This is a genomic window from Sphingomonas phyllosphaerae, assembly GCF_036946485.1.
GTDB classification, from domain to species: Bacteria; Pseudomonadota; Alphaproteobacteria; order Sphingomonadales; family Sphingomonadaceae; genus Sphingomonas; species Sphingomonas phyllosphaerae_E.
Map to the genome: position 1 here is coordinate 592,471 of NZ_JAQIJA010000006.1, position 26,808 is coordinate 619,278.

18 protein-coding genes are annotated in these 26,808 nt (G+C 69.1%); 7 read left to right on the forward strand and 11 right to left on the reverse strand.

Features of this window, described 5'->3' with window-relative positions:
- Nucleotides 1–64: 64 nt before the first annotated feature.
- Nucleotides 65–421: a PilZ domain-containing protein gene (locus PGN16_RS18475; protein ID WP_335310818.1), complete on the reverse strand. Its 357-nt coding sequence runs from the start codon at nucleotides 419–421 to the stop codon at nucleotides 65–67.
- A 127-nt stretch (nucleotides 422–548) separates the two neighbouring features.
- Here PGN16_RS18475 and PGN16_RS18480 point away from each other — a divergent pair, with 127 nt between their 5' ends.
- Entirely contained in the window at nucleotides 549–2,681 is a 2,133-nt protein-coding gene (locus PGN16_RS18480) for a histidine kinase dimerization/phosphoacceptor domain -containing protein (protein WP_335310819.1), read from the forward strand.
- A 98-nt stretch (nucleotides 2,682–2,779) separates the two neighbouring features.
- Here the strand turns inward: PGN16_RS18480 and PGN16_RS18485 are convergent, their stop codons facing one another.
- The 4 genes from PGN16_RS18485 to PGN16_RS18500 are packed head-to-tail and all read right to left on the reverse strand — an operon-like array spanning nucleotide 2,780 to nucleotide 5,727.
- On the reverse strand, nucleotides 2,780–3,298 hold the full coding sequence (locus tag PGN16_RS18485) for a biliverdin-producing heme oxygenase (protein ID WP_335310820.1): 519 nt from the start codon (nucleotides 3,296–3,298) through the stop codon (nucleotides 2,780–2,782).
- A gap of 5 nt (nucleotides 3,299–3,303) precedes the next feature.
- Entirely contained in the window at nucleotides 3,304–4,536 is a 1,233-nt protein-coding gene (locus PGN16_RS18490) for a M20 metallopeptidase family protein (protein ID WP_335310821.1), read from the reverse strand.
- Between the two features lie 52 nt (nucleotides 4,537–4,588).
- Nucleotides 4,589–5,209, reverse strand: coding sequence for a peptidylprolyl isomerase (locus tag PGN16_RS18495; protein ID WP_335310822.1), 621 nt, complete (start codon nucleotides 5,207–5,209; stop codon nucleotides 4,589–4,591).
- Entirely contained in the window at nucleotides 5,206–5,727 is a 522-nt protein-coding gene (locus PGN16_RS18500) for a hypothetical protein (protein WP_335310823.1), read from the reverse strand. Before PGN16_RS18500 ends, PGN16_RS18495 begins: the two co-directional genes overlap by 4 nt.
- Before the next feature lie 143 nt (nucleotides 5,728–5,870).
- Here PGN16_RS18500 and PGN16_RS18505 point away from each other — a divergent pair, with 143 nt between their 5' ends.
- Nucleotides 5,871–6,209: a phasin family protein gene (locus PGN16_RS18505; protein ID WP_335310824.1), complete on the forward strand. Its 339-nt coding sequence runs from the start codon at nucleotides 5,871–5,873 to the stop codon at nucleotides 6,207–6,209.
- A 99-nt stretch (nucleotides 6,210–6,308) separates the two neighbouring features.
- Here the strand turns inward: PGN16_RS18505 and PGN16_RS18510 are convergent, their stop codons facing one another.
- The 5 genes from PGN16_RS18510 to PGN16_RS18530 all read right to left on the reverse strand — a co-directional run bounded on the left by PGN16_RS18510 (nucleotide 6,309) and on the right by PGN16_RS18530 (nucleotide 14,428).
- Entirely contained in the window at nucleotides 6,309–7,865 is a 1,557-nt protein-coding gene (locus PGN16_RS18510; protein WP_335310825.1) for an efflux transporter outer membrane subunit, read from the reverse strand.
- Entirely contained in the window at nucleotides 7,865–11,155 is a 3,291-nt protein-coding gene (locus PGN16_RS18515) for an efflux RND transporter permease subunit (RefSeq protein ID WP_335310826.1), read from the reverse strand. The genes PGN16_RS18510 and PGN16_RS18515 overlap by 1 nt, the downstream gene beginning before the upstream one ends.
- 6 nt (nucleotides 11,156–11,161) lie before the next feature.
- Nucleotides 11,162–12,388, reverse strand: coding sequence for an efflux RND transporter periplasmic adaptor subunit (locus tag PGN16_RS18520; protein WP_335310827.1), 1,227 nt, complete (start codon nucleotides 12,386–12,388; stop codon nucleotides 11,162–11,164).
- 109 nt (nucleotides 12,389–12,497) lie between these two features.
- Nucleotides 12,498–13,265 (reverse strand): enoyl-CoA hydratase/isomerase family protein, encoded by a 768-nt coding sequence (locus PGN16_RS18525; RefSeq protein ID WP_335310828.1) that lies wholly within the window; start codon nucleotides 13,263–13,265, stop codon nucleotides 12,498–12,500.
- Nucleotides 13,262–14,428 (reverse strand): acyl-CoA dehydrogenase family protein, encoded by a 1,167-nt coding sequence (locus PGN16_RS18530; protein WP_335310829.1) that lies wholly within the window; start codon nucleotides 14,426–14,428, stop codon nucleotides 13,262–13,264. The genes PGN16_RS18525 and PGN16_RS18530 overlap by 4 nt, the downstream gene beginning before the upstream one ends.
- A 322-nt stretch (nucleotides 14,429–14,750) precedes the next feature.
- Here PGN16_RS18530 and PGN16_RS18535 point away from each other — a divergent pair, with 322 nt between their 5' ends.
- The 5 genes from PGN16_RS18535 (at nucleotide 14,751) to PGN16_RS18555 (ending at nucleotide 25,834) form a co-directional block, all read left to right on the forward strand.
- Entirely contained in the window at nucleotides 14,751–16,961 is a 2,211-nt protein-coding gene (locus tag PGN16_RS18535) for an autotransporter assembly complex protein TamA (RefSeq protein ID WP_335310830.1), read from the forward strand.
- Nucleotides 16,961–21,190 carry a translocation/assembly module TamB domain-containing protein gene (locus tag PGN16_RS18540; protein ID WP_335310831.1) on the forward strand — a complete coding sequence of 1,410 codons (4,230 nt, stop codon included), beginning with the start codon at nucleotides 16,961–16,963 and terminating at the stop codon, nucleotides 21,188–21,190. The genes PGN16_RS18535 and PGN16_RS18540 overlap by 1 nt, the downstream gene beginning before the upstream one ends.
- Nucleotides 21,191–21,732: 542 nt before the next feature.
- Entirely contained in the window at nucleotides 21,733–23,043 is a 1,311-nt protein-coding gene (locus PGN16_RS18545) for an EAL domain-containing protein (protein WP_335310832.1), read from the forward strand.
- Nucleotides 23,040–25,406, forward strand: a complete 2,367-nt coding sequence (locus PGN16_RS18550) for an ATP-binding protein (protein WP_335310833.1) — start codon at nucleotides 23,040–23,042, stop codon at nucleotides 25,404–25,406. Before PGN16_RS18545 ends, PGN16_RS18550 begins: the two co-directional genes overlap by 4 nt.
- Before the next feature lie 41 nt (nucleotides 25,407–25,447).
- Nucleotides 25,448–25,834 (forward strand): response regulator, encoded by a 387-nt coding sequence (locus tag PGN16_RS18555; protein WP_159761048.1) that lies wholly within the window; start codon nucleotides 25,448–25,450, stop codon nucleotides 25,832–25,834.
- 126 nt (nucleotides 25,835–25,960) lie between these two features.
- On the opposite strand, the gene PGN16_RS18560 is transcribed toward PGN16_RS18555, so the two are convergent.
- Nucleotides 25,961–26,800 (reverse strand): class I SAM-dependent methyltransferase, encoded by an 840-nt coding sequence (locus PGN16_RS18560; RefSeq protein ID WP_335310834.1) that lies wholly within the window; start codon nucleotides 26,798–26,800, stop codon nucleotides 25,961–25,963.
- Nucleotides 26,801–26,808 lie beyond the last annotated feature (8 nt).

Here is a 26,808-nt window from a genome sequence, read left to right on the forward strand (position 1 = left end):
GATGCGCGCAACAAGCCGTCGATCGCGCCGGGTTCCTCTTCCCGCCCTGCGTTCGACCGGTCGCTCAGTCGTCGCGGCGGCGATAGGCATGCTGGATGTTGTTGATCCAGCCCGCGCTCGCCTTGGGCGCGTTAGCGCCGCGATCGCGCGGCTTTCGCGCCTCGGCCAGGTCGATCGCGCCCTTGGTGAAGTGCAGCCCCGCCAGCTTCGGCGACGTCCACATTACCTCGGCGGTCAGGTCGCTCAGCGATCCCATCGTCACCGACAGTTCATCGCCCTTGGTCAGCTCACCCGGATTCTCGATACAGGCGCCCGTCGCCGACAGGTTGCGCACGCGCACCTCGACCGACCGATCGCGATGGTCGATGCGCGCATACAGGATGACGCTGCTGCGCGGTTCGCGGGGAGGAGATTCGGACATCGGGCTGGCCCTAGCACGTTCACGGCAAACAGGCGGTTAATGTTGCTCCGGTCCTGATCTCGCCGGAATGCGCTAATCTGCGTAAGAACGGTTGCCAGCCGTGACGGCAGTGCCATAGTGCCGCACAATGGACCCGCAACCGGCGTCGGACGACGCGTTTTCCCCGGCGCCAATAGCCCTTACGCCGTGCGATCGCGAGCCGATCCACCTCTCTGGCGCGGTGCAGCCGCATGGCATCATGCTCGTCGCCGATCCGCGCACGTTGCAGGTCGTGGCGGGGGCGGGCGCGATCGAGGCGGTGTTGTCGGCGGACTGGCTGGGGGCGGACCTGTCGGCGCTGCTGGATCAAGACGTGGCCGCGTTGCGCGACGCTGCGCCGGGGCCGGGCGGCACCGTGCTGGGCGCGACCGTGGCGGGGCACGATGTCGCGCTGCACCGCGCCGGACCATGGCTGATCGCGGAGCTGGAGCCGACCGAGGCGCAGCCGGGCACCGTCGCGGCGACGCTCGGGTGGCTCGACGCCATCGCCGCCGGGTTCGAGCGGGCGGGCACGCGGCGGATGCTCGCGGATCGCGCGGCGGTGGCGTTCCGGGCGCTGACCGGCTTCGATCGCGTGATGATCTATCGCTTTCTGGACGACGACGCGGGCTGCGTGATCGCCGAGGATCGCGATCCGGCACTGCCGTCGTTCCTCCACCATCATTTCCCGGCGAGCGACATCCCGCGGCAGGCGCGCGCGCTCTACGTCCGCAACCGCACCCGCGTGATCCCCGACGTCGGCTATGCCCCCGCGCCGTTACGCCCGGCGGGGTTCGAGCAGGTGGATCTCAGCGACGTCGCGATCCGCAGCGTGTCGCCGGTGCATGTCGAATATCTGCGCAACATGGGCGTGCAGGCGTCGGCGTCGATCTCGATCGTCAAGGACGGGCTGCTGTGGGGGCTGGTCGCCTGCCACAACATGACGCCGCAGCTGATGCCGCGCAGCATCCGCGCCGCGGCGGCGGCGATGGCGAGTGCGCTGGCCCGCCAGATCCTCGCCAAGGAGGAAGCGGAGGCGTATCGCGTCCGGCTGGCGCTGCGCAGCGAGGAGGACGCGCTGCGCCCATTGCTGCAACAGAGCGATCCGTTCCGCATATTGGGCGAGCGTGCCGACGAACTGCGCAAGATGCTCGACGCCGACGGGGTCGCGCTCGTCCGCGATCGGACCGTCACCGTCAGCGGCGTGGCCCCCGACGATGCGGATGTGCTCGAATTGTTGCGCTTTGCGGCGTTGCGGGAGGACGGCCCGGTCTTCGCGACCCGCGAGCTGGCGGCCGAATGGCCCGGTGCCGCTGCGTTCGGGCCGATCACCGGCGTGCTGGCGCTCCGGCTCGACGATCGACACACGTTGATGTGGCTACGCGTCGAGCAGATCGAGGAAATCGAATGGGCCGGTAACCCGCATAAGGCGGTACCGCACGATCCCGATGCGACCCTGCACCCGCGAGCTTCGTTCGAATCGTGGCACGAAACGGTACGCGGGCGCACCCGGCGCTGGACGCTGGAGCAGATCGAGGGCGCCAACCGCCTTCGTCGTCTGTTCCGCGAGGCCCGGGCGTCGAACGAATTGCGCCGCCTGAATCAGGAGCTTGAGCGGACGGGCGCCGAAAAGGACGGGCTGCTCGCGCAGAAGGACCTGCTGATGCGCGAAGTCGACCATCGCGTGCAGAACAGCCTGCAACTCGTGTCGTCGTTCCTGGCGATCCAGGCCCGCGATGCCGGACCGGGCGTGGTCGCGGACCAGTTGCGCGAGGCGCGCTCGCGGCTGTCGGCGGTAGCATTGGTCCACCGCCGCCTCTACCGCGACGACCAGATCGAGACGATCGACCTCAGCCGTTATCTGGGCGAATTGATCGACGACCTGAAGCAATCGCTGGGCGAGGAATGGTCGCGGCACATGATGCTGTCGATCGCGCCGGTGCTGATCCCGACCGACCGTGCGGTGAACATCGGGCTGATCGCTGCCGAACTGGTCATCAACGCCACCAAATACGCCTACCCGGGGCAATCCGGCGGGCCGATCGAGATCACGCTGGAGCAACATCGCAACCGCCTGCGCTTGATCGTCGCCGATCAGGGCGTCGGCAAGCAGGGCGACGGCGAGGGGTTCGGCAGCCGCATGATGCGCGCGGTGATCCAGCGCATCGACGGCGAAATGGACTATCTGGATAACGAACCCGGCCTGCGCGCGGTGCTGACGGCGCCGATCGAGGCGGCCTGATCCTTTTCGTCGCCCCGGACTTGATCCGGGGCCCCGCTTCTTGTCGACCGCGCTGAAAAGCGGGACCCCGGATCAAGTCCGGGGTGACGATAAATGGCTCAGTCCACTTCTGCCGCCTCGGCATAAAGCGCGAAGGTCGCCAGCGCGCCTGCGATCATTCGTGCCGTCCAGTCGCTGTCCTTACCCGCTGCCGCCTCGTCCAGCGCGGCGCGGATCGCACGCCATTGGCCGGGCGCATGGACCGCGCCGAGGTAACGCCCCGGCAGCGCGTCCGGCACCTGTCGCGCGAGCATTGCGCCACCCAGCCGCGACCCTTCCACGACATAGAGCACGCCCCATAGCGTCGCTTCATCGCCGCCGGGGGCGAAGGGCAGGGGTGCCGGCTGGGCGGTGCCAACGTCGGCCAGATCCGCCGCGAGCAACGCCGCGCGCGTCGGCAGCGTCCGCGCGAACGGCAGCGCTGCCATCACCCGCTCCGCCGCCGGCAGCGCGCGACCGTGCGCCAGCAGGAAGCGCTGATACGCCCCCGGCAACGCCAGATCGTGCGCGCCGAACGCGGCGTCCACCGCCTCATGCGCCGCGCCGGTCGCGTCGCGCAGCATCGCCATCGCAGACATCGGCGTCAGTCCAGCCCGCGCTCCAGGAAGCGCTCGGCGACCGCGCAATGCATCGCCACGCCGGTGGCGAGCACATTCTCCTCGATCGTCATCCGCGTATTGTGGAGCGGCGGGTTGGTGCGCCAGTCGCTGCCCGGCGCGGCGACCCCGACGAACGCCATCGCGCCCGGCACCTCGCGCAGCACATAGCTGAAATCCTCGCCACCCATCATCGGCGCGGGCATCGCGGTCCAGCCCGCACCACCCGGCACCTCGGACGATAGTTCGCGCAGCAGCCGCGTCGCGCGCGCGTCGTTGACCGTCACCGGATAGCCCTCGTCGATCGTTGTCTCGGCGACGCAGCCGTGCGCGGCGGCGATCCCCTGCGCGATCTGGTGGAACGCGTCGCGCATCGCGGTGCGTGTCGCCTCCGACAGCGTGCGCAGCGTCCCCATCAGCTGCACCTCTTCGGGGATGATGTTGTGCGACGATCCGGCGTGGATCTGCGTCATCGTCAGCACCGCCGGATCGGCGACCGGCACGCGGCGCGCGACATGCTGTTGCAGCGCGGTGACGATCGCGCAGGCGACCGGGATCGGGTCGATCGCCTCGTGCGGCATCGCGGCATGGCCGCCCTTGCCGCGGATCGTCGCCAGCACCGTGTCGGTCGAGGCGAGCATCGCCCCCTCGCGTCCGACGAACATCCCCGCGGGCGCATTGGGGAGGATGTGGAGCGCGAACGCCGCCTCGGGCCGCGCGACGTCGAGCAGGCCATCGGCGATCATGTGGCGCGCGCCGTGATGGCCTTCCTCGCCGGGCTGGAACATGAAGACGATCGTCCCCGCCAGCTCGTCACGCCGCGCGCTCAGCGCCCTGGCGGCACCGACCAGCATCGCGGTATGCGCGTCATGCCCGCAGGCGTGCATCTTGCCGGGGACGGTCGAGGCGAACGGCAGCCCGGTCTCCTCGCTCATCGGCAGCGCGTCCATGTCGCCGCGCAGCAGCACCGTACGCCCGTTCGACCCCGCGCCGCCGCTCCGCCCGCCGCGCAGGATCGCGACGAAGCCGGTGGTGCTGGTGCTGTCGTGGATCTCGAGCGGCAGCCCGGCGAGCGCCGCCTTCGCCTTGGCGGTGGTCAGCGGGCAGTGCAGCCCGACCTCGGGCTCGGCATGGATCGCCCGGCGCAGCGCGATGACGTCCGCCAGTTCGGCGGCGCCGATCGCGGTCCAGTCGGTTCGGGTGGCGAGCGTGCTGGTCATGACGGACTCCTTTGGTCACCGCTGTAACCGATCCGTCATGCCGGCGGAAGCGTCAGGGGGCGCGGCGCGCGCTGGTGATGCGGATCGCAGGCGCGAGCATCTGGCCCTTCATCGCGCCTTCACCCAGCGTGGGCGAAGTGGGAGCGAGCAGGATCTTCCGGATCACGTCCATCCCCTCCAGCACGCGCCCGAACGCGGCGAAGCCGGGCTGGCCGTCCTTGGCGTCCATCGAGGTCAGGTCGCCGACCACCACGAAGAAGTCGCCGGTCGCGGTGTTCGGCGCGGCCATCGCCATCGAGATCGTGCCGTCGGTGTGGCTGAGCCCGGTCTGGGTGGTCGGCTCGAACTTGATCGGCGGCAGCGTGCGCTTGGCGTCGTTGCGCGTCCCGAACTGGACGAGCCCGAAGCCGTCTGCAACCTTCACCGCACGGTAGAAGGACACGCCGTCCAGCTTCTTGCCGTCGACATATTTCAGGAAGTTGGCGGCGGTGATCGGCGCGGCCTTGGCGTCGACGCCGATCACGATCGGGCCGACGTCGGTGGTCAGCACGACGCGCGTCAGCGTGGACGGGGCAGGCGCGGCCGGCGTCGTCGACACCGGCGGCGGCGCAGCCGGGGTGGCGGGGGCGACCTGCGGCGCGGCGAGCGCCAGCGCGACGAGTGTCGCTATCATGCCGCACCCTGCGCGGCAGGCGCGATCAGCACCGGCAGCGTGCTCGCCGCTGCGCCGGTGAGTTGCAGCACGTAGCGGCCCGGCGCGAGCCGGTAATCGACGATCTTGCGAATCCCGCTGCACGCTGGCCCGTGGCTGTGCGCGGCAGACGGCAGGGCGCGCCCGCCGCGCACCACCTCGATCCAGGCCGGCCCGCCCAGCGCGATCCGGTAGGTGCCGGGACGCGTGACCTGGAACAGCGCCATGCCCGCATTGCTCCCCGCCCCCAGATCGCGCGTCGGCGGAGCGACGGGCGCGAGCCGGTCGAGCGGCACCAGCCGCAATTCCGTCGCGCGTCCGACCGCGATCACCGGCGCCCCGCGCGTCGCCGCGCCCGCCTCCAGCGCGACGCGCGTGCCCCAATTTGCGAACCCGATCGGCAAGGCCGGTCGGGTGGCGGTGCACGACGGCTCGGGCGCGGGCGGCTCCTGCGCGGAAAAGGATGCCGATGCGAGCAGCAGGGACAGGACGAACGACATTCTCGGGCTCCAGGTATATCGGCTCCATACTCTCGTGTGCCCGCCGCCACCAGCCTGTCGCGCGACGCTCGCGGCAACCAACGACCGGCTTGCCGGGTTCAGTGCGAAGGTGCAGCCTGACGCGACGTCGAGGGAGAGTGATGATGACCGACCAACGCAACGACATGGGCAGTGCCGCCGCCGATGCGGCGCAACAGGCCACGGACCGCATCCGCGCTTCGGGTCAGCACATGCTGGAGAGCGGCCAGACGATCAGCACCAAGATCCTCGATCAGGTCGAGGCGAACACGCAGGAAGCGTTCGCCGCGATGCGCGCCGCCGCGCAGGCCAAGGACCTGTCGCAGGTGATGCAGATCCAGAGCGATTTCCTGCGCAGCCAGAGCCAGCGCTCGATGGAGCAGGCGCGCGAGATCGGCCAGCTCATCATGCAGTTCGGGCGTGCGGCGGTGTCGCCGGGCAGCGGAAATGAGTCCAACACCTGATTTCTGTCGCCCCGGACTTGATCCGGGGCCCCGCTTTTTCTTCTTCGCAGCGAGGAGAGAAGCGGGGTCCCGGATCAAGTCCGGGACGACGAACTAAGGTTAGTTTGCTGTCGGTCGCGGCCCCTGATCGGTAACCTCGAGCAGCGAGTCGCCGCCCAGCGTCCGATACAGCGTCACCAGATTGGTCGCGCGCACCAGCTGCGTCGCCACCAGCGTCCGCTGCGCCGAATACAATTGCCGCTGCGCATCGAGCGACGTCAGGTAGGTATCGATCCCGCCGCGATAGCGTGCGTTGGTCAGGTTCAGCGTGTCGACCGCCGCGGTATAGAAGCGCTGGTTGGCGGCCAGCTGCTCGGTGATCGTCCCGCGCCGCGCGAGCGCGTCGGACACCTCGCGGAACGCGCTCTGGATCGTCAGCTCGTAATTGGCGAGCGCGGCGTCGCGTTGCGCCACGCTGTAGTCGACGTTCGCGCGCCCCGCACCGGCGCGGAAGATCGGATAGCTGGCGTTGGGCGCCACCGACCAGTTGAACGAATCGCCCGAGAACAACGTGCGCAGCGCGGTGCTGGCGAACCCGACCAGCCCGGTAAGCGAGATGCGCGGGAACAGCGCCGCACGCGCCGCGCCGATCTCGGCATTGAAGGCGCGCAGCGAATATTCGGCCTGCACGACGTCGGGGCGACGCAGCAGCACGCCCGAGTCGATACCGGCGGGCAGCTCGCCGATCGTCTGCGCGGCCTGCTCGATCCCTGCCGGCAGTTGCGCAGGATCGATCGGAGCGCCGACCAGCAGTTGCAGCGCGTTGACATCCTGCGCCAGCAGGGTGCGCTGCTCGGCGAGATCGGCCTCGGCGGTGGCGAGGATCTGCTCGGCCTGCCGCACGTCGGTGCGCGGCGATACGCCGCCGCGGCGGCGCGCATCGGTCAGCCGCACGCTGGCGCGCGCCGCGACCGCGGTCTGCTCGGCGACGGTCAGCAGGCTCTTGTCGGCGGCATAGTTGAGCCACGCGCTGGCGATGTCGCCGATCAGCGTCAGCCGCGTGGCACGCGCGGCGGCCTCCTGTGCGAAGTAACGCGACAGCGCCGCGCCGGTCAGCGAGCGGACGCGCCCGAACAGGTCGATCTCGAACGCGGTGACGCCGAGCTGCGCCTGAAAGGTGCTGTTCGAACCGGACACGACAGTCGTTCCGCCGGTCCCGGTCCCGGTCCCGGTCCCGCCGGTGCCCGTGCCGCCGGTCCCCCCGGTGCCGGTCCCACCCGTCCCGGTGCCACCGGTGCCGGTCCCGCCGGTGTTGACCCCGGTGTTCACTCCCGAGCGGCTGTTCTCGCGATAGCTATAGGCGCCGGTCGCATTGAGCTGCGGGAACAGGTCGGCGCGCTGGATGCGATATTGCGCGCGTGTCGCCTCGATATTGGCGACGGCGACGCGCAGGTCGCGGTTGTTGGCCAGCGCCTGTTCGATCAGCGCCTGCAACCGCGCGTCGCGGAAGATGTCGCGATAGGTGACGCTGGGCAGCGCCGCCTCGCTCTGGCGCAAATAGGCGTCGCCAACCGGCCAGGACGTCGGCACCGGCGGTGTGGGGCGGACATAGGTGGGCGCGAGCGAGCAGCCGGCGAGCGCGGCCGAGGCGCAGAGCGCGGCGATCAGGCGAGTCATCATGCCCCCTCCGGCGCGGGCAGCGCGGGCTTGTCGATCGGGCGGGGCAATTGCTTGGGCGCATCCTGCGCCGCCGCCCCGCCATGGTCGTCTCCGTCATCGTCGGGGCTGGGATCGGCTCCGCGCCGCAGCCCCTTCCAGCCGTCGCGAAAGCCGCGCCGCACCAGCACGAAGAACAACGGGATGTAGAAGATCGCCAGCACCGTCGCGGTAATCATCCCGCCGATCACCGACGTACCGATCGCGATGCGGCTGTTGGCGCCCGCGCCGGTCGAGATCGCCAGCGGCAGCACGCCGAAGATGAAGGCGAGGCTGGTCATCAGGATCGGGCGCAGGCGGATGCGTGCCGCCTCCAGCGCAGCGTCGATGACGCGCTTGCCCTTCTTCTCCTCCTGCTCGGCGAACTCGATCATCAGGATCGCGTTCTTCGCCGCCAGTCCCATCGTCGTCAGCAGCCCAATCTGGAGATAGACGTCGTTGACGAGGCCGCGCAGCGTCGTGAACAGGATCGCGCCGATCAGCCCGAGCGGGATCACCAGCAGCACCGCGAACGGGATCGACCAGCTTTCGTACAGCGCCGCGAGGCACAGGAAGACGACGAGGATCGACAGCCCGTACAGCAACGGCGCCTGACCCGACGACAGCCGCTCCTGGAACGACAGCCCGGCCCAGGACACGCTCGTCCCCGGCACCTGACCCGCCAGTTCCTCGATGCGCGCCATCGCATCGCCCGAGCTCTTGCCCTCGGCCGCCGCGCCCTGGAATTCGTAGGACGGGATGCCGTTGAAACGCGACAGCGTCACCGGCGCCTGGCTCCAGCCGATCTGCGCGAAGGCAGCGAACGGCACCATCTGCCCGTTCGATCCGCGCACGAACCACTGGTTGAGGTCGGTCGGCGCGGCGCGATACGGCGCGTCGCCCTGCACGAACACGCGCTTGACGCGCCCGCGGTCGACGAAGTCGTTGACGTAGCGGCCGCCCCATGCGGTCGAGAGCGTGGTGTTGACGTCGGCCTGCGTCAGTCCGAGCGCGGCGAGCTTCTGCTGGTCGATGTCGATCTTCAGCGTCGGCGTGTCGGGCAATTCGGTCAGTCGCACCGAGGCGAGCGCCGGATCGGCATTGGCGGCGGCGAGCAATTTGTCCTTGGCCGCGCCGAATTCTTCCTGCGTCAGCCCGCCGGAATTCTGCAATTCCATCGTGAAGCCGTTCGACTGGCCCAGACCCCGCACCGCCGGCGGCACCAGCGCGAAGACGCGCGCGTCGCGCAGGCCGCGGAACGCCGCCGAAGCGCGCGCCACGATCGAATCGGCGGTATTCTCCTTGCCCTTGCGATCATCCCATGGCGCGAGATTGACGAAGCCCTGACCGGTGTTCTGCCCGCTCGCGCCGCCACCGCCGCCACCGCTGACCGTGAACATCGTGCGGACGTTCTTGCCCTCGCTGCTGGCGAGATAATCCTCGACCTTGTGCTGCACCTCCTCGGTGCGCGACCGGGTGGCACCCGCCGGCAGCTGGAATTGCACCAATGCCGCGCCCTGATCCTCGGTGGGCAGGAAGCCGGTCGGCATCCGCATGAACAGCACCGCCAGCAAGGCGACCGTCAGCAGATAGATCAGCAGGAACAGCGCCTTGCGGTCGATCACCCGCCGCACGCCCGCGACATAGCGCGCCACGCCGCGATCGAAGGTGTTGTTGAAGCCGTCGCGTGCGCGCTCCAGCCCGTGCGCGACGCGCGGGAATTTGCGACCGATCCAGCTTTCCTCGATCGGGTCGCCATGCTGGTCGTGCGTCTGCTTGAGCAGCGTCGCCGTCAGCGCGGGCGACAGGATGACCGCGACCAGCACCGACAGCACCATCGCCGACACGATCGTCAGCGAGAACTGGCGGTAGATCACCCCGGTCGATCCGCCGAAGAACGCCATCGGCATGAACACCGCCGACAGCACCAGCGCGATCGCGACGAGGGCGACCGTGATCTCCTTCATCGATTCGATCGTCGCCTCGCGCGGGGTCATGCCGGGATTTTCTTCCAGCAAGCGCTCGACGTTCTCGACCACGACGATCGCATCGTCGACCAGCAGACCGATCGCGAGCACCAGCCCGAACAAGGTCAGCGTGTTGATCGAGAAGCCCGCGACATAGAAGACCGCGAAGGTGCCGAGCAGCACCACCGGCACCGCGATCGCCGGCACCAGCGTTGCGCGCCAGCTTTGCAGGAACACGAACATGACGATAACGACGAGGATAATCGCCTCGATCAGCGTCTTGACCACTTCCTCGATCGACAGCTTGATGAAGTCGGTCGTGTCGTTGGCGAAGGCATAGGTCAGCCCGGCCGGGAACGCCTTCGACGCCTGTTCGACCTGCGCCTTGACCAACTCGGCGGTCTTCAGCGCGTCGGCGCCCGGCGCCAGCAGCACCGCGATGCCCGCGCCGGGGTGACGGTTGACGCGGCTGAACGCATTGTAGCTTTCCGCGCCCAGCTCGATCCGCGCGACGTCGGACAGGCGAACGGTGCTGCCGTTCTGCTGGGTCTTGAGGATGATCTGCGCGAATTGCGCCGGGGTCTGGAGCCGCGACTGCGCGGTGACGACCGCGTTGAGCATCTGCGTCGACGGGCTCGGCTGCCCGCCGATCTCGCCCGCCGCGACTTCGGTATTCTGGTTCTGGATCGCGGTGATGACGTCGCCCGGCATCAACTGGAAGCTGTTGAGCCGGGCCGGATCGAGCCAGATCCGCATCGCATATTGCGAGCCGAAGACGTTGGTGTCGCCGACGCCCTGGATGCGGCCCAGCGGGTCCTGCAGGTTCGAGACGAGATAGTCTGAGACGTCCTGATTGGTCAGCTTGTCGGTGGTGTCATAGACGCCGACGATCAACAGGAAGTCGGGGTTCGACTTGCGGACCACCAGCCCCTGTTGCTGGACCTGCTGCGGCAGGCGGCTGAGCGATTGCTGGACCTGGTTCTGGACCTGCACCTGCGCGATGTCGGGATCGGTGCCCTTGTCGAAGGTGGCGGTGATCGTCACCGATCCGCGGCTCGACGAACTCGACTGGAAGTACAGCAGCCCGTCGATGCCGGTCAGCTGTTGCTCGATGACCTGCGTGACGCTGTTCTGGATCGTCTGGGCGTTCGCGCCGGGAAAGGTGGCGCGGATCGACACCTGCGGCGGCGCGACGTCGGGATATTGCGCGATCGGCAGCGACAGGATCGCGCCGACCCCCGCCAGCATGACGATGATGGCCAGCACCCATGCGAAGATGGGGCGGTCGATGAAGATGCGGGACATGCCGGCTTAGCCCGCCTTGCCCTGACCGCCACCACCGGATTGTTTCTTCATTTCCTCTGGGGACGGGGCCTTGACCGGTTGCGGCGCATTGGCGGGCACCGCGCGGATCTGAGCGCCGGGGCGCAGATTGGCGAGGCCCTGCGTGATGATCTTCTCGCCCGGCTTCAGCCCGTCGGTGACGATCCAATAGGCGCCCTGCGTGCGATCGGCCTTCACGTTGCGCTGCTCGGCCTTGCCGTTCGCGCCGACCACGAACAGCGTCGCATTGCCCTTCGCGTCGCGGCTGATCGCGGGCTGCGGCACGAGGAAGGCGTTCTTCAGGATCGACTGCGCGAACTCGGCGCGGACGAACATGCCCGGCAGCAGCAGGCCCTGCGGGTTGGGGAAGCGCGCGCGCAGCGTGACGGTGCCGGTGCTCTGGTCGACGACGACCTCGGCGAATTCGACCGTGCCCTTGATCCCGTAATCGGTGCCGTCCTCCAGCTTCAGCGTCACCTCGGCGCGCGCCGGGGCGGCACCCCCGGCGGCGAGCGCGCGGCGCAGCGCGAGCAGGTTGGTGCTCGATTGCTGGATGTCGACGAACATCGGGTCGAGCTGCTGGATCGTCGCCAGCGGATCGGCCTGCGTCGCGCTGACCAGCGCGCCGACCGTGAACAGCGAACGCCCGATCCGCCCGGTGATCGGAGCGGGGACGGTGGTGAAGCGCAGGTTGACGCGCGCGCTGTCGAGCTGCGCGCTGTTGACGCCGATCTGCGCCGCGGCCTGCCGCTGCTGCGCGACCGCGTCGGTATAATCCTGCGCGCTGATCGCCTCCATCTCGGCGAGCGGCTTGTAGCGGTCGGCGCGGATCTTGGCGGCGGCGAAGGTCGCCTGCGCATTGGCGACATTGGCCTGCGCCTGATTGGCGGCGGCGCGATAGAGCGATGGGTCGATCTGGTAGAGCGGCTGCCCGCGCTTAACCAGCGCGCCCTCGGTGAAGAAGCGCTTCTGGATCACGCCGGTGATCTGCGGGCGGACCTGCGAGCTTTCATAGGCGACCGTCCGGCCGGGCAGTTCGCTGATCGTCGGCACCGCGGTCGGCTGGACCACGACATAGCCGACCGTGGTCGGCCCGCCACCGCCGGGGCCGCCCGCGCCGCCTTTGCCCTTGGCCTGTCCGCTGTCGCTGCCACCGCCGCAGGCGGACAGGGCAAGCGCCGCCGCAAGGCTCGCCAGCCCGGCTGCGTCGCGCATCCGCCGTACCATCAAACGTGTTGTCACTTTGTGCCTTGTCCGAACGCGGGATGCCGAGTGGCTAAGCGCTATTTGTCGCAAATGTTTCGCACCGCCGAACATTTATTCGTCACCCGCGCCGGAACTGCCCCGGCCGCCGTTCCGCCACCGCCCGCAATCCTTCCCGGAAATCCTGCGTTTGCATCAGCCGGTCCTGCTCGGCGCGCTCATGCTCGGTCCGCTCGCGCACTGCCTCGGCCAGCCCGGCGCGCAACGTCGCGCGCGTCGCCTCGACCGCCAGCGGGGCGTTGGCGGCGATCTCGGCGGCGAGCGCCTGCGCGGCGGCGCGCGCATCGGGAGCGATCTGGTCGACCAGTCCGAAGCGGAGCGCCTCGTCCGCCTTCACGCGCCGCCCGGTCAGCAGCATCAGACTGGCGTGCTGCCCCCCGATCACGCGTGGCAGCGTCAGGCTGATCCCGAACCCAGCATGGAAGCCGAGCGTCACGAAATTCGCCGAGAACTTCGCCTCGGGCGCGGCGACGCGGAAGTCGGCGACCAAGGCGAGCCCGAGCCCGGCGCCGACCGCCGCGCCCTGAACCGCCGCGACGATCGGCTTTTTCGCCGAGAACAGCCGGAAGGCGCCACGGTAGAGCGCAGGTGTCTCGCTCTCGCCGTCCTCGGTGGTGAGCGGTTTGTCGCCGGTCAGGTCGGCACCGCCGCAAAACACGCGCCCCTCGGTGGCGAGCACCACCGCGCGCACTTCGTCGTCGGCGTCCAGCTCGTCGAGCACATCGGCCAGCGCATGGATCAGCGCGGCGTTGACGTGGTTGTGCGGCGGGCGGTCGATGACGACGGTCGCGACATGACCCTCGCGGGTGATGGACAGATGTTGCTTCATGCGCGGGTTCCCAGAAGGTTGCGGGCCACGACCCAATTGTGGATCTCGGTCGGGCCATCGTAGATCCGCATCAGCCGGATGCGCGCCGCCATCTGCGCCAGCGGCAACTCGCGGGTCATCCCCATCGCGCCGAACGCCTGCATGACATGGTCGAGCACCTCCCACGCCATCTCCAGCGCGAAGCTCTTGAGCATCGACACCTCGGTGCGCGCGTCGCGGCCCTGATCGATCTTCCACGCGCAATCATAGGCCATCAACCGCGCGGCATGGATGCGGATCGCGGCATCGGCGACCCAGTTCTGCACCGTCTGCCGCTCGCTCAGCGGCTTGCCGAAGGTCGTGCGCTGCGGGGCATAGTCGACCAGCATGTCAAGCGCGCGCGCCGCCATCCCGATCGCATTCGCCGCCATCTCGGCGCGCCGCGTGTTCAGCCGCAGCTGCATCGGCGCGAAGCCCTGCCCCTCGGTGCCGAGCAACTTCCACCCCGCCACGCGGCACTCGTCGAGCGCGACCTCATAGGTGGTCTCGCCGCCGATCATCGGGATCGGGCGCACCACCGAGAAGCCCGGCGCGTCGCGATCGACCAGGAATGCGCTCATCCCGCCGCGCTGGCGCTTCTCCTTGTCGGTGACCGCGATGACGATCGTGAAGTCGGCGCGATCGGCCTTGGTGATCCAGATCTTGCGCCCGTTGAGCACCCAGTCGTCGCCGTCGCGCACCGCGGTGGTCTTCATCCCCGCGGGGTCGGAGCCCGCGCCCGGCTCGGAAATGCCGATCGCCGAGATCGTCTCGCCGCGCACATAGGGGGCGAGATACGCCTCGCGCTGGCGGTCGTCGACGGTCGCGGCGAGCATCCGCAGGTTCGGGCTGTCGGGCGGCAGCGTCCACGGCACGATCGTCCGTCCCAACGCCTCGTTGACCGCGACCATCGCGACCGCGGGCAGGTCGGTCCCGCCGACATCGGCCGGCGCATCGAGCCCCCACAGCCCCAGTTCGCGCGAGACACGGTCGACCTTCGCGCGCTCGTCGACGGTCAGTTCCAGCCCTTGCCCGGCGGCGTCACGCTCCAGCAGGCCGTTCTCCAGCGAGACCAGCTCGTCATCGACGAAGCGCTGCACCAGCTCGGCGATCATGCGATGATCGTCGTCGAGATCGAAATTCATGCGCTCTCCCAGCGTTCGTTGCGGTGGGCTCTAAGCTGTTGGCCGGGCGTGCGCCAGCGGTGTCGATGATGGTTCCCCCGACCGTCATCCCGGACTTGATCCGGGATCCCGCTTCTTCTTCTCGAGGGTCGCAGGAAGAAGCTGGACCCCGGATCAAGTCCGGGGTGACGAGGAAGGCAGAGGGAATGACGGCGGGCCGTAACGGCATCCCGGACGTCACCTAGGCCCAAATCGAGGCAACTGTTTCGTCGGTGGATCGTTGCCGTGGGACGGGAGATCAGAACCGGATTGCCGGACTCTCCCGCGCAAAGGGGCGTTGTTCTTGGTTTCTTCGGTTCGTCATTCCCGACTGCTCCTGGCCAGCGCCGGGATCGCGTTGATCGCCGGACAGGCGCAGGCGCAGGCCCAGATCCAGACGCCGGGCACCGCGCCGGCGCAGGGTCCCGATGCGCCGCGCGACACGCCCCCCGCCGCCGATCCGCAAGGCGACGCGCCGATCGTCCCCGATGCCGAGTTCGACAAGGCGCTGCCGCCGCTCTCTGGCGACATCAACGCGCCGCTGGAGCCGATGCCCGCCGACACCACGGCGCCCGCGACCACGCCCGCCGCCGACGCCGCCGCGCAGCAGCCGATCACCCCCGGCACGCTGCCGCCGCCGCCCGCGGTCGACCCGGCGCTCGCCCAGCCGCTCGAACCGCTGTCGACCTTCAACACCGAGCCGCTGCGCTCGGTCGCCGACGTCAAGGACGAGGACGCACCCGACATCCGCTACACCAACGAGGTGCGCGGGCTCGATCCGCTCGGGCTGACCGACGAGTTCAACTCGCTGTCGGCACTGCGCGAGGGCAAGGGCAAGGCCGACAATGCCACGCAGGTCGCCGCGCGTGGCCGCGAAGACGAGCAACTGGCGGTGCGGCTGATGAAGTCGCTCGGTTATTATGACGCCACCGCGATCTCGACGATCGAAACGGTGCCCGGCGGCGAGCAGAAGCTGAAGGCGATCGTCAGCGCGACGCCCGGCCAGCAATATAAGCTCGGCACGATCACGGTGAAGGCCGATCCGACCACGCCGCCCGATCTGGTCCGCCGCGAACTGCCACTGCGCACCGGCGACCCGATCGAGGCGCTGCGCGTGCAGGGCGCGGAGGCCAACGTCAGCCTGAAGCTGCCGCAACAAGGCTATCCGTTCGTCAAGGTCGGCGAGCGCGACATCCTGCTCGACGAACAGACTGCGCGCGGCGACTATACGCTGCCGGTCGACACCGGCCCGCGCTCGTCGTTCGGCGTGCTGCGGACGGAAGGCGATCCGGTCTTCGACCTCAAGCACCTGAACGTCTTCCCGCGCTTCGATCAGGGCGAGCTGTACGACAATCGCAAGGCGGACGATCTGCGCGAGGCGCTGGTCGCGACCGGCTTGTTCAACGGCGTCGGCGTCCAGCCGGTCCGCACCGGCACGATCCTCCCCGACGGCACCGAACAGGTCGACCTGATGGTCCGCCAGACGCGCGGACCCGCCAAGAGCCTGTCGGGCGGCGCGGGCTTCCAGACCGGCCAGGGCGTGACGGTCGAAGGCACCTTCACCAACCGCAACCGCTTCCCGCCCGAGGGCGCGCTGATCCTCGGCGCGATCGCCGGCACGCAGCAGCAGGGGTTGTCGGCTACCTTCCGCCGCCAGAACGCCGGCAAGCGCGACCGCACCGTGACGCTGGTGGCGAGCGCGCTGCGCGCCAATTACGACGCGTTTGAGGCGTTCACCGGCACGCTGTCGGGGCGGATCTCCTACGATTCGACCCCGATCTGGCAGAAGAAGTTCACCTATGCCTACGGCTTCGAGCTGGTCGGCACGAACGAAAGCGTCTTCGACTTCGCCGAGAATGACCGCGTCCGCCGCACCTATGGCGTGCTGGCGCTGCCGGGCCAGGTGCAGTTCGACACCTCGGACAATCTGCTCAATCCGACGCGCGGCTATCGCCTCAAGCTGAGCCTCAGCCCCGAAACGTCGGTGCAGGGATCGGTGCGGCCGTATGGGCGCAGCCTCGTCGAGGCGACCGCTTATTACCCCGTTTCCGACAGCCTCGTCATCGCCGGCCGCCTCCGGGCGGGGAGCATCTTCGGGATCGCGCGCGACGACATCGCGCCGTCGCGGCGCTATTACGGCGGCGGCGGCGGATCGGTGCGCGGCTATGGCTTCCAGCGGCTCGGGCCGCTCGAACCCGAAAGCTCGCTGGTGCCAGACGACAAGGATCGCGACGAGGTCAAGGACCTGCGCCCGATCGGCGGACGCAGCCTCAACGAATTCTCGATCGAGGCGCGCTATCGCTTCGGCAATTTCGGGATCGTGCCGTTCATCGACGGCGGCAATACGTATGAAAGCACCCTGCCGAACGGCAGCGACCTGCGCTTCGGCGCGGGCATCGGCGGGCGCTTCTACACCAATTTCGGCCCGATGCGCGTCGACGTGGCGACGCCGCTCAACCCGCGACCCGGCGATGCCAAGGTCGCGCTCTACATTTCGATCGGGCAGGCGTTCTGATGACTGACGAGACGCTGGCACCGGGCGAGGGCACGATCGTGGCGGAGCGCCGCCCCTTGTGGCTGCGCATCCTCAAGTGGATCGGCATCGCGATCCTCGGCCTGCTCGTGCTGGTCGTGGCGATCGTGCTGGGGATCAACACCGATCCCGGCCGCCGCTTCGTCGCGGACCAGATCGGCGGCTACACCACCGCCTCGGGGCTCAACATCAAGGTCGGGCGGATCGACGGTTCGCTCTACGGCCGGATGCGGCTCAGCGACGTGCGCGTCAGCGATCCCAAGGGCGTGTTCCTCACCTCGCCGCGGCTCGACATCGACTGGCGGCCGTTCGCGTTCGTCAACAACCATGTCGACGTCCGCTCGGTGGCGAGCCAGCTCATCACGCTGCGCCGCAATCCCGAGCTGAAGCCGTCGACCGAGCCGACCGACCCCAACGCACCGCTGCTCCCCGATCTCGACATCGACATCAACCGCCTGCAGGTCGCGCGCTTCGTCATGGAGCCGGCGGTATCGGGTGCGCGGCACATCGCCCGCTTCGACGGGCAGGCGCATATCGCCGATCGCCGCGCGCAATTGCAGGTCAATGCGGTCGCATTGCGCGCCCCCGGTGTCGCCGGCGGCGATGTCGCGCGGGTGAAGATCGACGCGGTGCCCGACGACAACAAGCTCGACGTCGACGTGCGCCTCACCGCCCCGGCAGGCGGCATGGTCGCGCAGCTCGGCGGGCTGAAGGCGCCGCTGACCGCGACGATCACCGGCCGCGGTAGCTGGGCGTCGTGGCAGGGCCGCGCGCTCGCCACGCTCGGCGGCGGGCAGCTTGCCGATCTCGCGCTCACCGCGCGCAACGGCCATTTCGAGGTGCGCGGTCCGACGCGCCCCGGCCTCTATCTCGAAGGCCCGGTCGAGCGGCTGACCGCGCCGGCCTTGCAGGTCGCCGCCGACGTCACGCTCGGCGAGCGCAGCGCTGATACCCGCATCAAGCTGACGTCGAACGCGCTGGCGGTCGATGCGGGCGGGATGCTCGACCTCAAGAACAGCCGCTTCGGCAATTTCGCGGTCGACGCCAAATTGCTGACCCCCGGCGCGATCGCGCCCAATCTGCGCGGGCGCGACGTGCTGGCACGCCTGGTGCTGAACGGCGCGTTCGCGACCCCGACGGTGGACTATAAGGTCCGCGCCACCTCGCTCGGCTTCGGCGAGATGAGCGTCGAGAACCTGTACGCCGAGGGGCTGGCGCGCGTGAACAGCGACCGCATCCTCGTGCCGGTCCATGCGCGCGCCAAGCGCGTCGCGGGGCTCAATCCGGCGCTCGGCGGCCTCACCACCAATGCGCGGATCGACGGCGATCTGGCGATCCAGATGCCCAACATCCTGTCGGACAATCTGCGGATCCGCTCCGACACGATTGACGCCACCGCGATCATCGCCGCCAATATGGAGACCGGCCGCTACACCGGCGGGTTGCAGGGGCGCGTCAACAATTTCCGCGTCGACAGCGTCGGCATCCTCAACATCCAGACCGATGCCAAGCTGGTCCCCGGCGCACGCGGCGGGTTCGGGATCACCGGCCGCGTCGCGGTGCAGACCAAGCAATTGTTCAACGAGGGTGCGCGCAACTTCCTCGGCGGCAATGCGGTGCTCAGCACGCGCTTCGGTTACTCGCCCGAGGGGGTCGTCACCTTCGAGAGCCTGAAGATGAACGCGCCGCAGTTCCGCATTACGCGCGGGCAGGGGCGGTTCGATCCGGCGAGCGGCGCTTTGCTGGTCGATGCTGACGCCTATTCGACGCAATATGGCCCGCTGTTCGCGCGCGTCACCGGCTCGGCGACCGCGCCGGTCGTGCGGCTGCGCGCGCCGCGCCCCGGCGTCGGGATCGGGCTCGCCAATCTCGACGCGCGCGTCGTCGGGCGTGGCGGTTCGTATCAGGTCAACGCGACCGGCGGCACCAATTACGGGCCGTTCAGCGCCGACGTGCTGGTGACGCCAGGCAAGCAGCTCGCGGTCGACATCCGGCGCGTGCTGTTCGCGGGCGTCCAGTTCGCGGGCCGCGTCGTCCAGACCGCCGCCGGGCCGTTCGCCGGGCAGGTGCGATTCAACGGTCAGGGGCTCAACGGCCTCGCGACGCTGGGTGCCGAGGGCAAGTATCAGCGCGCCAGCGTCAATGCGCGCGCACTGGCGGCGAAGATCCCGGGCACGGTCGACTTCACGATCGGGCGCGCGCTCATCAACGCCGACGTCGTCCTCTACGACAAGCCGCAGGTCCGCGCCGACGCGCAGATCGCCGACATGCGCTACGGCGCGACGGTGATCGAGGCCGGGCGCGTGCGCGTGAACTACGCCAACGGCTCGGGTACCGCGCAGGCGTTGCTGACCGGCTCGAACAGCGTACCGTTCCGCCTCGCCGCCAACGCGCGGCTGTCGCCGTCGCAATATCTGGTAGCGCTGCAAGGCGCGGCCAACGGCGTCAACTTCCGTACCGCCGCCCCGGCGCGGATCGTCCCCGACGGCAAGGGCTATCGCCTCGATCCGGCGCGGCTCGACTTCGACAAGGGGTCGATGCGGCTGGCGGGCAAGTTCGGCGGCGGCGCGACCTCGGCGCAGCTGCGGCTCGACCGGCTCGATCTCGCCTTGCTCAACGCGCTCGTCCCCAATCTTGGGCTCGGTGGGCAGGCGACCGGCAGCGTCGACTATGTCCAGCAGGCAGGTCAGGCGTTCCCGACGGCCGATGCGCGCGTCAACATCGCCAATTTCACCCGTTCCAGCCTGACCTCGGTGTCCGAGCCGGTCGACGTCGTCTTCCAGGGCCGGCTGACCAGCGCGGCGGGCGAGGGCCGTGCGCTCATCAAGCGTGGCGGCACTCCGGTCGGCCGGATGGTCGCGACGCTGACGCCGAGCGGCAGCGGCAGCTGGACGACGCGGCTGATGCAGGGGCCGCTGTCGGGCGGGATTCGCTATAACGGGCCGTCGGGCGTGCTGTTCAGCCTCGCCGGGCTCGCCGAGCAGCAATTGTCGGGGCCGATCGCGATCGCGGCGGACTTCGGCGGGACCGTGGGCGCGCCGCGCATCAACGGCCTGATCCGCGCCGACAACCTGACCTACACCAACGAGACCTATGGCACCCGCCTGACCAACATGCGGATCGGCGCGCGCTTCAACAACGACCGGCTGGAATTGTCGCAGCTTCAGGCCAAGGCTGGCGACGGCACGGTGCAGGCGCAGGGCAACGTCAGCCTCGCGGCCGCGCAGGGCTTCCCGCTCGACGTCCGGGTGGCGATGCGCAACGCGCGGCTCGCGCGCTCCGACGCGCTCGGCGCGACCGCGACCGGCGACATCCGTATCCAGAACAACGCCAATGGCGGGCTGATCTCGGGCGACATCCTCGTTCCCAACGCGCGGTACGAGATCATCCGTCAGGGCGCCGCCGAAGTGCCCGAGCTGACCGGCATCCGCCGCAAGAGCGATGCGCCGCGACCTGCGAAGCCGACCGACCGGCCGGCGGCTCCGGCGGTGGGGCTGTTCAAGCTCGACCTGCGCGTCCACGCCGACAACCAGCTGTTCGTCTCGGGCATGGGGCTGGAGAGCGAATGGTCGATGGACCTGCGGATCGGCGGCACCAGCGCGGCGCCGACGATCGGCGGCGGGCTGGACCTGGTGCGCGGCACCTATTCGTTCGCGGGCAAGCGCTTCGAGGTGTCCCGCGGGCAGGTGCGCTTCCGCGGCGGCGCGGCGCTCACCGATCCGGACATCAACATCCTCGCCACCACCAGCAACGATGGGGTGACGTTCAACATCAACATCACCGGCACCGGGCAGCGCCCGCAGATCGCCTTCACCTCGACCCCGTCGCTGCCGCAGGACGAGGTGCTCAGCCGCCTGCTCTTCGGCACCAACCCGGAGAATCTGTCGGCGACCGAGGCGCTGCAACTCGCCTCCGCGCTCAACTCGCTGCGCGGGTCGGGCGGCGGGCTCAACCCGCTCGGCAAGCTGCGCTCGGCGACCGGTTTCGACCGGCTGCGCATTCTCGGCGCCGATGAGGCGAGCGGGCGCGGCTCGGCGCTGGCAGCGGGCAAGTATCTGACGAACGATATCTATATCGAGATCGTCACCGACGCCCGCGGCTTCACCGCCACCCAGCTGACGATCGCGCTGACCAAGTCGATCAGCCTGTTGTCGCAGGCCGGGTCGTTCGGCGGATCGAACGTCCAGCTCCGCTACTCGCGCGACTGGTAACATCCACCCGTGTCGTCCCGGGCTTTGACCCGGGACGCCGCTTCTACACCCATGTCGCAATAAGGGCGGGCACGTTCCCCCACCGTGTCGGCCCGGACTTGATCCAATGCTCCCCTTCAAGCGAGGGGCGTGACGAAGCGGGCTTCCGGACCAGGTCCGGGATGACGGAAGGGGAGGGTAAACGAAACGCCCCGGTCGCTCTGTTTTCGCAGAGAGCGATCAGCCGGACGTCAGCTGAATATCCGAGGACCACCTCGACGGCCGCGGATCGCTGGCCGGATCGCCCACATTCGCGCGGGTAGCACTGCGCCACCCCTTCATCGCTGGTTCGGCGGCCCCACCACTGGCAGGACCGCCGCTGGAATTACCAGGGCTTGACGACGATACCAACGGCAAGCGCGACGATGAAGGCGATCATGGGTCTCTCTCCCTTTTGTGACCCCCCGAAGGGTCACTTCTTCTTAATGGATCGTTAGGCATCGCTCAATGGCGTTAACTCTTTATTCACCATCGAGCGCGACGACTTAAGTCATTCTTCAAGAGTGGGTTCTACGACCGGGAAGGACATGGCCAGCCTGTACCATCTTGCCCCGCCGGCGCCGCTTGACGGCGGCATCGCGCCCGTGACGCGGGAGCAGGGATGTTTGTTGTTGAAATTGAGCAATTACAACGCGCTGCGCCGAGATGTTGGGACCGCCGCGATGCGGGGGCTGATGCGCCGGCTGGCCGATCGGCTGCTCGCCGCCGTGCCGGAGGCGGTTGTCGAGCCGTTCGGTCGGGACGTGATCGAGCTTGGCTTCACCGCCGCCGGCCCCGATTCATTGTCGCAGATGGTCGCGCAATGCCGCGCCATTTGCGGTGTCCCATTATTGGTCGAAAATTTTTCCTGCGCGCTCAAGGTGGTGATCGCCGGTGCGACCACGCCGCTTCCCGGCGATTCGACGACGCTGGTCGAGCGCGCCGAAGCGGCGCTGGCCGACGCAGAAGCGGCGCCGGCACCGCTGCTGGCGCCGCCGGCCGCCCCCATCGAGGAAGCGGTGGTGGCCGCGGTCGACCGCGCGCTCGATCGCGGCGAGATGGCGCTCCATTACCAGCCGAAGGTGCATATACGTCGCCAGGCGATCGATTGCGTCGAAGCGCTGGTGCGCTGGCAGCATCCCCGGCGCGGGCTGATCCTCCCCGGCGATTTCATCCCCGCCACCGAACGCGCGCAGCGCATGGAACGGCTGACGCTGTGGACGATCGCGCAGGCGATCGCCGATCAGCGGATCCTGCGCGCGCAGGGACATGACGTTCGTATCTACATCAACATCTCCGGCCATCTGCTCGCGGATGCCGAGTTCGTGCGTCTCGCCTGCGCCTGCATCGCCGCGGCACCCGATGCGCGACTGGGGTTCGAGGTCACCGAAACCTCGGTGATCCGCGATCCCGAAGGCGCGATCGCCCATCTTCGCGCATTCGACCGGATCGGCGTCCGCATCTCGATCGACGATTACGGCGCGGGTCTGTCGAGCCTAGCCTATCTGAAGCAGCTACCCGCGTGCGAGCTGAAGATCGACAAGTTGTTCGTCACCCAGCTCACCAGTTCGAACCGCGATCCGCTGATCGTACGCTCGACGATCGATCTGGCCCATGCGCTCGATATGGAGGTGGTTGCCGAGGGCGTCGAGACGCAGGCGGCGCTTGCGTTGCTGTCGGTGATGGGGTGCGACATGGCGCAGGGATATTTCATCAGTCCGGCACTTGCGCTCGCCCCGCTATCCGCCTTCCTCGCTGCCGAACAGCATCGGCCGGCGGTCGAGGACGTGCGCGGCTCCTTCACGCGCCGCGCCGCCGGCTGGAAGCGCGGATGACGCAGGTGGTGCGGATTGCGCTCGGCGCCATCCTCGCCCCGCTGTTGCTCGCGGCGTCGCCCGCGCCCGCCGACGTCGCCGCCATCGAACAGCGTATGGCGAGCGATCCCGAAGCGGCGCTGGTGATGGCGCGGGCGGCGCGCGCGCGACTCTCGCCGCCCGCGCTGCGCACGGCGGAAGGCGCAACGCTGCTATGGCTGGCCGGCGAGGCGCAGGTGCGCATCGGCGATCCGCGTGGCGGGCTGCGCACGCTCGATCAGGCACAGGCCGCCGCCGCGCGCGCGACGGCGCCGGCCAAGCTGCTCGCCGACATCACGCTGTCGAAGGGCGGTGCGCTCACCGACGCCGGGCAGATCGCCGACGCGCTGACCACGCTGCAACGTGCGCATCGCATGTTCGTCGCGCTTCACGATCATCGCAGCCAGGCGCGCGCGCTGATCCTGATCGCGCTGCTTTATGCCAGCGCGCAGGATCATGCGAACGCGCTGCGCTATTTCGATCAGGTCGATGGCCCGTATCCCAACGATCCCGGGCTGGCGATGGCGGTTGAAAACGGGCGCGGCAACGCCCTGCTCGCGCTCGGGCGCGTCGTCGAGGCGCAACAGGAGTTTCGCGAAGCGCTCGCCGCCGCCCGTCGCGCGCGCAGCAATCCGGTGATCGCACAGTCGCTGGGCGATCTGTCGCTCGCGCAGTTGCGGGGCGGGGACGTCGCCGGGGCGGCGCGCAGCGTCGAGACGGCGCTCTCGGTCGCGCGGCGGCCGGATGCGGCAGCGATCCGGCCGCAATTGCTGGCCGCGGCGGCCGATGTGGCGCTGCGTGCGGGCGACCTCCCCCGCGCCCGGAAACTGGTCGAGGAGCGGTTCGCCGGGGTCGACCTGCGGCATACCATCCTTGCCGACCGCCATGCCCATGACGTCGCCCATCGTACCTTCGTGGCCACCGGCGATCCGGCAGCGGCGTTGCCGCATCTCGCCGCCGTGCAACGGCTCGACGCGCAGGCGACCGACATCGCGCGGTCGACCAGCGCGGCGCTCGCCACCGCGCGCTTCGATTATGCCAATCAGGAATTGCGGATCGCGCGGCTGAAGGCGGCGGACCTGGCGCGAACGATCGCTTTCCAGCGTGCCACCGCCCGTTCGCAGCGCGTGATCCTCTATGGTGTGGCCGGCGCGACCTTGCTGGTCATCGCCCTGCTCGTCACCGGGCTGGCGCTGATCGGGCGCAGCCGCAACCGCGAACGCGCCGCGAACCGCGATCTCGCCGCCAGCAATGCGCAACTGGAAAAGCTGTCGCTGGCCAAGACCGAGTTTCTCGCCACCACCAGTCACGAAATTCGCACCCCGCTGAACGGCATCCTCGGCATGACGCAGGTGATGATCGCGGACCGGACGCTCGACCCGGTCGTGCGCGAGCGTCTGAACGTGGTGCATGGTGCCGGGCAGACGATGCGGACGCTGGTCGACGACATCCTCGACATGGCGAAGATCGAAACCGGGCGGCTCACGCTGGAGGTCGCGCCGTTCGACCTCCACGAAACGATCGACGCGGCGGCGCGGCTGTGGCGCGATCCGGCGGTCGCCAAGGGACTGCGCTTCGAAGTCGATGCCGCCGACGCACCGCGCTGGATCCTCGGCGATGCGGCGCGGCTGCGGCAGATCGTCTTCAACCTGCTGTCGAACGCGGTGAAGTTCACCGAGGCGGGGCTGGTCTCGCTGCGCGTCGCGGCGGCGCAGGACCGGCTGGTGATCGCGGTGACCGATCACGGCATCGGGATGGACGGCACGACGCAACGAATCATCTTCGAATCCTTCCGTCAGGCCGATGCCAGCACCACCAGGCGCTTTGGCGGCACCGGGCTGGGTCTGGCGATCTGTCGCAACCTCGCACGTGCGATGGGCGGTGACGTCACGGTCGCCAGCCGGCTGGGGGAGGGATCGCGCTTTACCGTCGATCTGCCGCTGGTCATCGCCGAGGCGCCGGTCGAAACCGTCGACAAAGGCGGCCTGCTGATCGTCGAGCGGCAGCCGATCACCCGCGCGATGCTGCGCACGCTCTTCGCCGCCGAGCCGGTCGTCGTCTTCTGCGACGCCGATGAGGCGATCGCGCGCACAGCGGCGCTCCGCCCCGAAGGGGTGCTGGTCGACGCAGGCACCTACGGTCATGCCACGCCCGATCTCGCCGCGTTGGTGGCGGCGGCGCAGGGCGCGCCGATTGCGTTGCTGACCAAGGGGTTGGCCGACAGCGAACGCGAAGCGGCGCTCGCCACGGGTATCACAAATGTTATCGAAAAGCCTGTTTCCAAACAGGTCCTGGTAGACGCAATAGGTGCCATGCTCAGGCGCCCCGTTCGGGATGCTGCGTAACGGGCGGATGGCGTAGGCAGGAAAGGCGGGACATGGCAGCGATGACGGTGCTGTTCATCGAGGACGACAGGATGAACCGCCGGGTCGTACGCGACATGCTGGACGTCGCCGATGTCGAGATGGTCGAGGCGGAAAGCGCCGAGATCGGGCTCGCGCTGATCGACGAGCATGATTTCGCCATCGCCCTGATCGACCTGCGGATGCCCGGTATGGACGGGCTGACCGCGATCGGCCACATCCGCGCGCGCACCGACGCGAAGGCCCGGCTGCCGATCATCGTCGTCACCGCCGACACCGCGGTCGACCTGCGCCAGCGCTGCGTTGCTGCAGGGGCCAATGACGTGATCTTCAAGCCGGTGGCGATGGATGAATTGTTCGACGCCATGGGCCGGCTGCTCGCCGAGGATGGCGACGCCGCGCTGATTTAAGGGACGTTCGTCGTAGCGCGCGCGTCATTGCGAGCGTAGCGAAGCAATCCGGGGCGTCCTGATCCGGCTCTGGATTGCAAAGGTGTGCTTACAATCATGAGATGCAGGAGCCCGCGCTATTGCTCTTTAACCCTCCGTCCGCCGCAGCGCCGCTGCCAGCGACGCCCCCGCGCTGCCGCGCCGCGCCGGCTTCGGCTGATCGGGGGAGGGCGACCAGCCGGTCAGGAAGATCAGGTCGAACCGCTCCGCCGTCCGCCCGTCGGCGGCCGCGCGCGCCCCGAATGCCGCTGCCGCCCGCGCCAGCACGTCGCGGCGCAGCGGATGCCGCGTGCCGAGCACGTTACTCCCGGCCATTCCGCGCAGATCGTCGAGCAGCCGCCCAAACGCGCCATATCGCACCGTCAACGTCTCGCTGTCCGCCACGGGCAAGGTCAGCCCGGCACGCACCAGCAGATCGCCCGCCGAGCGGAGATCGACTTGCGGATGCAGCCGCGCGACCGGTCGTTCCCCCTCGGCCTCGCGCAGCACCGTGCGCAGCGTCGACAGGCTGTTGCCGCCGACGAACGCGCCCAGGAACAACCCGTCCGGGCGCAAGGTCCGCCGGATCAGCGTCAGCGCGCCGGGCAGGTCGCCGACGCTGTCGAGCGTCCCCGCCGCCACCACCAGATCGAACGCGCCGTCCGCGAACGGCAGCCGGTCCTCGTCGCCCTGCACCCCGCCCGCCGCACGCGCGAACACGAAGCCGGGATCGAACCGCGCTACCCGCGTGCCGGCGGGCGGCACGAACGACGCGTCGAAACAGCCGAGATCGAGCACGTCGGTGAAGTCGCGCTTCACTGCGTCCAGCCGGTCGGCAATCCCCTCGATCATCGCGGCGCGCAGGAAATCGTGCGCGGCATAATCGGCGACGGCACGGTCGCGGCGGAGGCGCCGGGCGGCGCGGTCGAAGATCTCGGGAGCGGACATGGGATCGC

Bases quoted from the DNA above. Each gene is read 5' to 3' on its own strand.
- PGN16_RS18485 (WP_335310820.1), bottom strand. From the start codon at position 3,298: ATGTCTGCGATGGCGATGCTGCGCGACGCGACCGGCGCGGCGCATGAG.
- PGN16_RS18550 (WP_335310833.1), top strand. From the start codon at position 23,040: ATGACGCAGGTGGTGCGGATTGCGCTCGGCGCCATCCTCGCCCCGCTG.
- PGN16_RS18500 (WP_335310823.1), bottom strand. From the start codon at position 5,727: ATGTCGTTCGTCCTGTCCCTGCTGCTCGCATCGGCATCCTTTTCCGCG.
- PGN16_RS18480 (WP_335310819.1), top strand. From the start codon at position 549: ATGGACCCGCAACCGGCGTCGGACGACGCGTTTTCCCCGGCGCCAATA.
- PGN16_RS18510 (WP_335310825.1), bottom strand. From the start codon at position 7,865: ATGACTCGCCTGATCGCCGCGCTCTGCGCCTCGGCCGCGCTCGCCGGC.
- PGN16_RS18515 (WP_335310826.1), bottom strand. From the start codon at position 11,155: ATGTCCCGCATCTTCATCGACCGCCCCATCTTCGCATGGGTGCTGGCC.
- PGN16_RS18525 (WP_335310828.1), bottom strand. From the start codon at position 13,265: ATGAAGCAACATCTGTCCATCACCCGCGAGGGTCATGTCGCGACCGTC.
- PGN16_RS18520 (WP_335310827.1), bottom strand. From the start codon at position 12,388: ATGCGCGACGCAGCCGGGCTGGCGAGCCTTGCGGCGGCGCTTGCCCTG.
- PGN16_RS18505 (WP_335310824.1), top strand. From the start codon at position 5,871: ATGACCGACCAACGCAACGACATGGGCAGTGCCGCCGCCGATGCGGCG.
- PGN16_RS18560 (WP_335310834.1), bottom strand. From the start codon at position 26,800: ATGTCCGCTCCCGAGATCTTCGACCGCGCCGCCCGGCGCCTCCGCCGC.
- PGN16_RS18475 (WP_335310818.1), bottom strand. From the start codon at position 421: ATGTCCGAATCTCCTCCCCGCGAACCGCGCAGCAGCGTCATCCTGTAT.
- PGN16_RS18490 (WP_335310821.1), bottom strand. From the start codon at position 4,536: ATGACCAGCACGCTCGCCACCCGAACCGACTGGACCGCGATCGGCGCC.
- PGN16_RS18540 (WP_335310831.1), top strand. From the start codon at position 16,961: ATGACTGACGAGACGCTGGCACCGGGCGAGGGCACGATCGTGGCGGAG.
- PGN16_RS18530 (WP_335310829.1), bottom strand. From the start codon at position 14,428: ATGAATTTCGATCTCGACGACGATCATCGCATGATCGCCGAGCTGGTG.
- PGN16_RS18495 (WP_335310822.1), bottom strand. From the start codon at position 5,209: ATGATAGCGACACTCGTCGCGCTGGCGCTCGCCGCGCCGCAGGTCGCC.
- PGN16_RS18555 (WP_159761048.1), top strand. From the start codon at position 25,448: ATGACGGTGCTGTTCATCGAGGACGACAGGATGAACCGCCGGGTCGTA.